Raw genomic sequence first — 7,826 nt, 5'->3', positions numbered from 1 at the left:
GCTGGTCCAGCCGGTCGAGCAATGTCACCGCCGGCGCGGGCAGCGCCGGGCGCTGCGCCTCCAGCCAGCGCGCGGTCTGCATCGGCAACGCCTTCAGTTCGGATCGCGCAATCCGCTCGGGCGTGGGCACCGGGGTGGCGGGGGCGAAGGCGATCGCCAGCGTCACCGCCGCCATCAGCATCATCACCGCCAGCGCGCCGAACATCCCCAGCGGCATCACCACGCCACCCACCACGCCCGCCGCGATCAGGATGATGAGGTTGGCGACCGCGATGAACGCCGCACGCTGCGCCAGTCCGCCGCGCCCGCGCCGCGGACGGCGCTGCAACGGGATCAGCCCGCCCGTCACGTCGCGTCCCGCCACCCGGTCCGACGCGCTGCGCGCCGCCGCCACCGCCTGGTCGGTCTCTCCGCTCGGCGGCAGCGTCACAGCGCCTCCAGCTTGAACTGGTCGGCCGGCCCGGCGACGCGGTTCTGCGCCGCGCCCTCGGCCCGCGCGATATAGCCCTTGGACTTCTCCACCTCGTTGCCCAGCGTGGTGACGGTGGTCTTCATGCTGTCCAGCGCCTTCAGCTTGAACGTGTCGATCGCGTCCATCGTGTCATAGATGTTCTGGAACGCGCGTTGCAGCGTTTCCAGTGGGATCGTGCTGGCGGCCGCCTGTTCGTGGATCTGCGCGGTGTTCTGGCGCAGCAGCTTGCCGGTCGAATCGATGATGTTGGCGGTGGTGGTGTTCAGCTGGGTGATCTGTTCCAGCACCAGTTTCTGGTTGGTCAGCGCCTGCGCCACGGTGACCGCGGTGCGCAGCGCGGCGACCGTCGTGGTGCTGGCGCGGTCGACGCCCTTGATCAGCTCGACGTTGTTCTTCTTGACCAGGTCCAGCGCCAGATAGCCCTGCACCGTCACCGCCATCTGCGTCAGCAGGTCCTGCGTGCGCTGGCGGGCGTAGAACAGCGCGGTCTCGCGGATCGCCTTGGCCTTGGCCGGATCGGTCGCGTCCAGCTCGTTGGCCTTGTCCTCCAGCCGCGCGTCCATCGTGCGCGACAGATGGATCATCTGTTCCAGCCGCCCCATCGCGGTCCACAGGTTGGCGCGCTCGGTATCGATCGCGGCATTGTCCATCAGCAGCTCGTCCTTGCCCGACCCCAGGCTCTTCAGGATCGAGCTGATGTGCGTCTGCGACGATTTGTAGCTGTCGAAGTAATTGCGCATCTTGTTGCCGAACGGAATGATTCCGAACAGCTTCTGCGGCGCGGTCAGATTGCCCTTCTTGCCGGGGTCCAGGTCCTCGACCACGCGGCGCAGTTCGGCCAGGTCCTTGCCCACCCCGCTGTCCTGGTCCATCGCCTTGACCGGGCGGTCGAGGAAGCGGTTGGACTGACCCGCCGCGTCGCGGATCTCCTTCTGCCCCATCGCCGTGATCGCATCGACGCGCTTGCCGAATTCGGGGCTGTTGACGTCCTCCGCCACCAATTGCCCGACGAATTCGTCGACGCGCCGCTCCAGCTCGCTACGAGTCCCCTGATCGACGGGCACCAGCCCGGCGGCGCGTTCGGCCTGTACCGTCGGGATCGGGTCCGGCGGGGTCAGGACCAGCGCGGGCTCGGCCGTTGCAAGTGCCGTGTCGGGCGTCGTCGCCATGAACCTTCTTCCTTCGCTTCGCGTGCAGGCGCATTGTCCACCGACCGCGCCCCCGTTTCAACCGTATTAGCGATGTAAGACGCCGCGATGGCGGTGTCGAGAGCGCGCCGGAGACACGGATGTGTCACGGAGTGCCGCTAGCGGCACTCTCAACACACGATAATCATCGGGGGATCATTCCATGTCGCGCCTTCTCTCCGGCAGCGTGGCCACGTTGCTGCTGACCGTTTCCGTGCCCGCCTTCGCGCAAGGGGCGTCGCAGTCGCCCGGCCAGCCCGGCACCGCCAACGGCGACGACATCATCATCACCGCGCAGAAGACCGAACAGCGGATCGAGGACGTGCCGCTGACCGTGTCGGCGGTCACCGCGCAGCGGATGGCGGACATTGGCGTCAATTCGCTGGCCGAAGTGGCGATGTACGTGCCGGGCCTGCGCATTCAGGAGCAGAGCGCGAACAACCCCGGCATCGTGATCCGCGGCATCACCTCCGACAGCGGCTCGGCGCAGCAGGGCGCGCGCGTCACGCTCTACTACAACGGCGTCGACATCTCGCGCTCGCGCGGCGCCTATCAGGACCTGTACGATCTCGAACGGGTCGAGGTGGTGAAGGGGCCGCAGGCGACGCTGTTCGGCACCGCCGCGGCGGTGGGTGCGGTCTCGATCATCTCGGCCAAGCCGCGCGCCGGCTTTTCCGATGCGATCACCGCGACGTACGGCAACTACAACCGCACGCAGGTGACCGGCTTCGTCAACGCCGGCAGCGATGTGTTCGCGGCGCGGCTGGGCTTCGGGGTGAAATATCGCGACGGCTATGTCCGCAACATCGCGGGCGACCCCAACGTCCCCAACCAGAACCAGGGCCGCGTCGACCAGGACGACCTGTACGGGCAGAAGCAGGCCGGCGCGCGCCTGTCGCTGCGCTATACGCCGACCAACGCCGTCACCGCCGACCTCGTCCTTACCTATGACGGGCAGCGCAACACCGGCACCCCGTTCAAGAGCCGCGTGTTCGCACCGACCGGCGGGCAGACCGGCGACTTCGGCGTGGCCGAACTGTCCGGCTCGCCGTACAGCGCGCAGGTGCTGGGCGCGCGCAAGCTGGGGCTGAAGCGCGACGTCTATGACGCCAACCTGACCGTGTCGGTCGATCTGGCGCCCGGCGTCACGTTCACCACCGTGAACGGCTATCGCAAGTTCAACAGCAACGAGGTGTTCGACGCCGACGGCGGCCCGGCCTGGTATCTGGAGTTCGCCGAGGACGCGCAGGGCGACCAGTGGAGCCACGAAGGCCGCTTCAACTTCGAAGGCGATCGCTATCGCGCCTCGTTCGGCTGGAACGGCTTCTTCGAGGACGGTTTCCAGCGCGTGCCCTTCTCGACCGAGGAAGGCACGTACCTGGCCTGCTCGGTGTCGCCGACCTTCGCGCCGATCCGCGCCGCGCTCAACGCCGCCGGGCTGCCGACCGGCACCGCCTGCGTCGCTGCCAACGGCACCATCCCCGCGACCCGCGCCACCGCGCTGCTGACGCGCGGGGCGGCGACGCAGATCCCCTATGCCTCCACCTTCGCCAATTACGGCCGCAACGACGCCTATTCGGTGTTCGCCGACGCCACTTGGTTGCCCACGCCGGCGCTGGAGTTGACCGCGGGCGCGCGCGTGCTGATCGAAAAGCGCCGCTCGGGCTATGAGAACGTCCAGCCCAATTCGCGCATCCTGGCCGGGCTGGGCATCTTCAGCAGCCTGCTGGGCACCGCCAATACCGCCGGGCGCCGATTCACCGCCTCGCAGAGCTATTCGGCGATCCTGCCGCGCTTCAACGCGCTGCTGCGGGTCTCCGACACGCTCAACCTGTACGGCACCGTATCGAAGGGTCGCCGTTCGCCGGTGGTGCAGGTCGACGCGCAGAGCGCGGGCGGCGTCGTCATCCCGCGCGTCCAGCTGGTGCCCGAGGAAAACGTCTGGAATTTCGAGGCCGGGGTGAAGATCGCCAGCCGCACGCTGACCGGCACACTGTCCGCCTTCTACCAGAGCTATCGCGGGTTCCAGGTGTCGGTGATCGGCAGCGACGGCATCGCCCGCACGCAGAGCGCCGGGTCGGCCAAGAACCCCGGCGTCGAGCTGGAGGCGACGTGGCGGCCGGTCTCGGCGCTGTCGCTCTTCGGCGCCTTCGCCTATCTCGACGGGAAGATCGACCGCAACAACAGCCTCGCCCCCGCCTTCTCGGGCGCGCGCTTCCGGTTGCAGCCGCAATACACCGCCTCGGGCGGCGCGACGCTGCGCCTGCCGCTGGGTGAGGGCATGACCTTCTACGCCACGCCCTCGGCTACCTATCAAAGCAAGGTGTTCTTCGAACTGCCTAACAGCGAGGCGATCAGCCAGGGCGGCTATACGCTGGTGAACGCGCGCGCCGGGGTGGAGCTGGCCGAGGGCCGCTACACGATCGGCGCGTTCGCGCGCAACGCGCTCAACAAGCGCTACCTGCTCGACGCCGGCAACACCGGCGGTGGGTTCGGCGGGCCCACCTACATTCCGGGCGAGCCGCGCTTCTACGGCGTCGAACTGTCGGCGCGCTACTGACGACAGCGGCCACTCGCCCTCCCTCTCCCGGTGGGAGAGGGAGGGTGCGCGAAGTGGCGGAAGGGTGAGGGCGACGACTCTGCCCCACTGGCGCTCGCGTCAACTTTCGGCTAAGGGCGCCGGCGATAACAGCCTGCGGCGCTCGCGGGCCACCCTCAGGAACCCGTATGAACCTGCGCAACATCGCCATCATCGCGCACGTCGATCATGGCAAGACGACCCTCGTTGACCAGCTCTTCCGCCAGTCCGGCACCTTCCGCGACAACCAGCGGGTCGAGGAGCGGGCGATGGATTCGAACGACCTGGAAAAGGAGCGCGGGATCACCATCCTGGCCAAGCCCACCTCGATCGAGTGGGAAGGCGTGCGCATCAACATCGTCGACACCCCCGGCCACGCCGACTTCGGCGGCGAGGTGGAGCGGATCCTGTCGATGGTCGACGGCGTCATCCTGCTGGTCGACGCGGCCGAGGGCGCGATGCCGCAGACCAAGTTCGTGACCGGCAAGGCGCTGGCGCTGGGCCTGCGCCCGATCGTCGTCGTCAACAAGGTCGACCGCTCCGACGCGCGCATCCAGGAAGTGCTGGACGAGGTGTTCGACCTGTTCGTCGCGCTGGAGGCGAATGACGAACAGCTCGACTTCCCGGTCCTCTACGCCTCGGGCCGCAATGGCTATGCGTCGGAGGACATGGACCGTCGCGAAGGCACGCTGACCCCGCTGTTCCAGAAGATCGTCGATCACGTGCCGCCGCCGTCGCTCGATCAGGACGCGCCGTTCAGCTTCCTGGTGACGCTGCTCGACCGCGACAACTTCCTGGGCCGCATCCTCACCGGCCGCGTCCAGTCGGGCGTGGTGAAGCTGAACCAGCCGATCCATGCGCTCGACAACCAGGGCAATGTGATCGAGACCGGCCGCGCGTCGAAGCTGATGAGCTTCCGCGGGCTGGAGCGCGTGCCGGTCGAGGAAGCGCGCGCGGGCGACATCATCTCGCTCGCCGGCCTGACCGTCGCGACCGTGGCGAATACGATCGCCGACACCTCGGTCTCGACGCCGATCCAGGCGCAGCCGATCGACCCGCCGACGCTGTCGATGCGCTTCGCGGTCAACGATTCGCCGATGGCGGGGCGTGAGGGCACCAAGGTGACCAGCCGCATGATCCGCGACCGCCTGATGCGCGAGGCGGAAACCAACGTCGCGATCAAGGTGACCGAGGCCGCCGACCGCGACAGCTTCGAGGTCGCCGGGCGCGGCGAATTGCAGCTGGGCGTGCTGATCGAAACGATGCGCCGCGAAGGGTTCGAGCTGGGCATCAGCCGCCCGCGCGTGCTGTTCGGCGAGGATGAGAACGGCAAGAAGACCGAGCCATACGAAACCGTCATCATCGACGTGGACGAGGAGCATTCGGGCACGGTCGTCGAGAAGATGAACCTGCGGAAGGCCGAGATGACGGACATGCGCCCGTCGACCGGCGGCAAGACCCGCATCACCTTCTCCGCGCCCAGCCGCGGCATGATCGGCTATCACGGCGAATTCCTGTCGGACACACGCGGCACCGGCATCATGAACCGGCTGTTCGAAAAGTACGGCCCGCACAAGGGCAATATCGAGGGCCGCAAGAACGGCGTCCTGATCTCGAACGGCGCCGGCGAGGCACAGGGTTATGCGCTCGGCCCGCTCGAAGATCGCGGCATCCTGTTCGTCGGCCATGGCGAGGCGCTGTACGAGGGCATGATCATCGGCGAGAACGCCAAGACGGATGACCTGGAGGTCAATCCGATGAAGGCCAAGCAGCTGACGAACTTCCGCGCGAGCGGCGGCAAGGACGATGCGATCCGCCTCACCCCGCCGAAGAAGATGACGCTGGAACAGGCGATCGCGTACATCGACGATGACGAGATGGTCGAAGTGACCCCGAAGTCGATCCGCCTGCGCAAGCGCCACCTCGACCCGCATGAGCGCAAGCGCGCCAGCCGCGCGAAGGAAGCCGCATAAGGCCCATGACCCCGGTGGACGATCGTCCACCGGGGTTTTTTCATGCGCTAGGCCGGTTAGAGCGGTTTCCGACCGATCTAGCTGCCTTCAGCGCGAGAGGTCGCGCAGGTCGAACGCCGCCGGTCGCGGGGTGCTTTCCAGCTGCCAGCCGCCATCGCGTAGCGCCAGCCGCTCGGTCGCCTCGCCCTCTTTCGCCAGCTGCTGGGGCAGCCACGGCCAGATCGCGGCGACCGCCGGATGGCGCGTCCATTCGGGCACGTCGGTCAACCGGTAGCGATAGCGGATCGTGCCCGTGCCCATCATCGGATCGGCATCGGTGACCGACGCGTCGGTCACCTCGACCTTTCCGTAGCAGATCAGGCCCGGCACCCCGCCCTCGTCCGCCGCCGGCGCACGGAACGTCGCCGCCCCCGCCGCGGTCGGGACGAAGCGGAGCGCGGCCTGACCGCCGCCTGCGCCCGGCAGCCGGCTTTCTCCGGCGGGGCGCAACAGCCCGGCCTGCACCAGCGCGGTGGCGCGGCGGCGATCACGGGCGCTGTCGGTCGACACATCCCACGGCATCGCGAAGAACGCGCCGCACGCGGGCTGCGCGGCGAAGCGGCGGTCGAGCAGCGAACGCGCGTCCGCGGCGGTCGGCGGCGCCGGCTCCGACGGGTCGTGCGCCTCGCCCTGGATCGGCGCCTGCGCCGAATTGCCGCCATTCCCCGACGAACAGGCGACCACCAGCGCCAGCAACGCGGCCGACGCCAGCGACCGGACCGTTATCGGATCATTGCAACGGGGCATCGCGACGCTCCAGCAGCGGGGGAAGATACGGGGTCGGCGCATCGGCGGGCATCGTCGCCAGTTCGCGCTCGATCGCGGCGGCGCGCGCGGCGGACGAGGGGTGCGTGCGGGCGCGGAACAGCCCGCCGTCGATCTTCCCGCCCTGTTCGCGCCAGAAGGTGACGGCGATGTGCGGATCCCAGCCGGCATTGCGCATCAGATACGCGCCCATCAGGTCCGCCTCGGTCTCCGTCTCCCGGAACAGCCGGCCGTTGCGCCCGAATTCGGACAGCATGCCCCAGCGCACGCCCGCCGCCTCCAGCCGCGCGCGATGGCGCAGCACCGCATGGCCCAGTTCGTGCGCCACGACGACCGCGATCTGATCGTCGTCGAACAGCTCGAACAGGCGCCCACCCACCTGCACCACCTGTCCGTCGGACGAGGCGCCCAGCTTGTTGCCGGCCAGCACCTCGAACTCGACCCGGCATCCGGCCACCGGGGTGACGGTGATCGTTCGCGCCGCCGTGCCCACCCCGCGGCGGATCGTCAGCGGCAGCGGCGCACCGACCGGACGCGCCGCGATGAGCGCCTGCGCCGCATTGCGGGTCGCGCTGGTCACCGTCCCGGTCGCCGCCGGCGCGGGCACCGCGGTCCCGGCGACCGCCAGCAGGCCGTCATTCTCCTCAAGCCCGGCGCGCGCCGCGGGGGTATCGGGCAGTACCAGCTCGACCATCACCGGGGCGGGATAGCTGCCGCCGGCGGCGACATCGGCGGGATATTGGTCGATCGCGTGCAGCGTCGCGCCGGTCACCGGCTGCGTATCGCGGCACAGCGCGGCATTGGCGGTGGTC

The 7,826-nt window shown here is 68.8% G+C and carries 5 protein-coding genes and 1 pseudogene; 2 read left to right on the top strand and 4 right to left on the bottom strand.

Annotation, left to right across the window (positions count from 1 at the left end; translation table 11 throughout):
- Positions 1 to 430 (bottom strand): annotated as a pseudogene (locus AX685_RS10680) (hypothetical protein); the annotation flags it as partial.
- Positions 427 to 1,641: a toxic anion resistance protein gene (locus tag AX685_RS10675; RefSeq protein WP_066488426.1), complete on the bottom strand. Its 1,215-nt coding sequence runs from the start codon at positions 1,639 to 1,641 to the stop codon at positions 427 to 429. The gene AX685_RS10675 and the pseudogene AX685_RS10680, both read right to left, overlap by 4 nt.
- Before the next feature lie 181 nt (positions 1,642 to 1,822).
- Here AX685_RS10675 and AX685_RS10670 point away from each other — a divergent pair, with 181 nt between their 5' ends.
- Both AX685_RS10670 and typA read left to right on the top strand, forming a co-directional pair.
- Positions 1,823 to 4,219, top strand: a complete 2,397-nt coding sequence (locus AX685_RS10670; protein WP_066488425.1) for a TonB-dependent receptor — start codon at positions 1,823 to 1,825, stop codon at positions 4,217 to 4,219.
- A 167-nt stretch (positions 4,220 to 4,386) separates the two neighbouring features.
- A complete protein-coding gene (typA, locus tag AX685_RS10665) occupies positions 4,387 to 6,210 on the top strand; it encodes a translational GTPase TypA (RefSeq protein ID WP_066488424.1) in 1,824 nt (607 codons plus the stop codon).
- 87 nt (positions 6,211 to 6,297) lie between these two features.
- On the opposite strand, the gene AX685_RS10660 is transcribed toward typA, so the two are convergent.
- On the bottom strand, positions 6,298 to 6,996 hold the full coding sequence (locus AX685_RS10660; RefSeq protein WP_066488423.1) for a hypothetical protein: 699 nt from the start codon (positions 6,994 to 6,996) through the stop codon (positions 6,298 to 6,300).
- Positions 6,980 to 7,826: M48 family metallopeptidase (locus AX685_RS22555; RefSeq protein ID WP_066488420.1), on the bottom strand; the 847-nt coding region annotated here is incomplete at its 5' end. The genes AX685_RS10660 and AX685_RS22555, both read right to left, overlap by 17 nt.

This window comes from Sphingomonas sp. CCH9-F2 (assembly GCF_001556735.1).
GTDB lineage: Bacteria > Pseudomonadota > Alphaproteobacteria > Sphingomonadales > Sphingomonadaceae > Sphingomonas > Sphingomonas ginsenosidimutans.
This window is presented reverse-complemented; position numbering and strand designations above follow the sequence as displayed.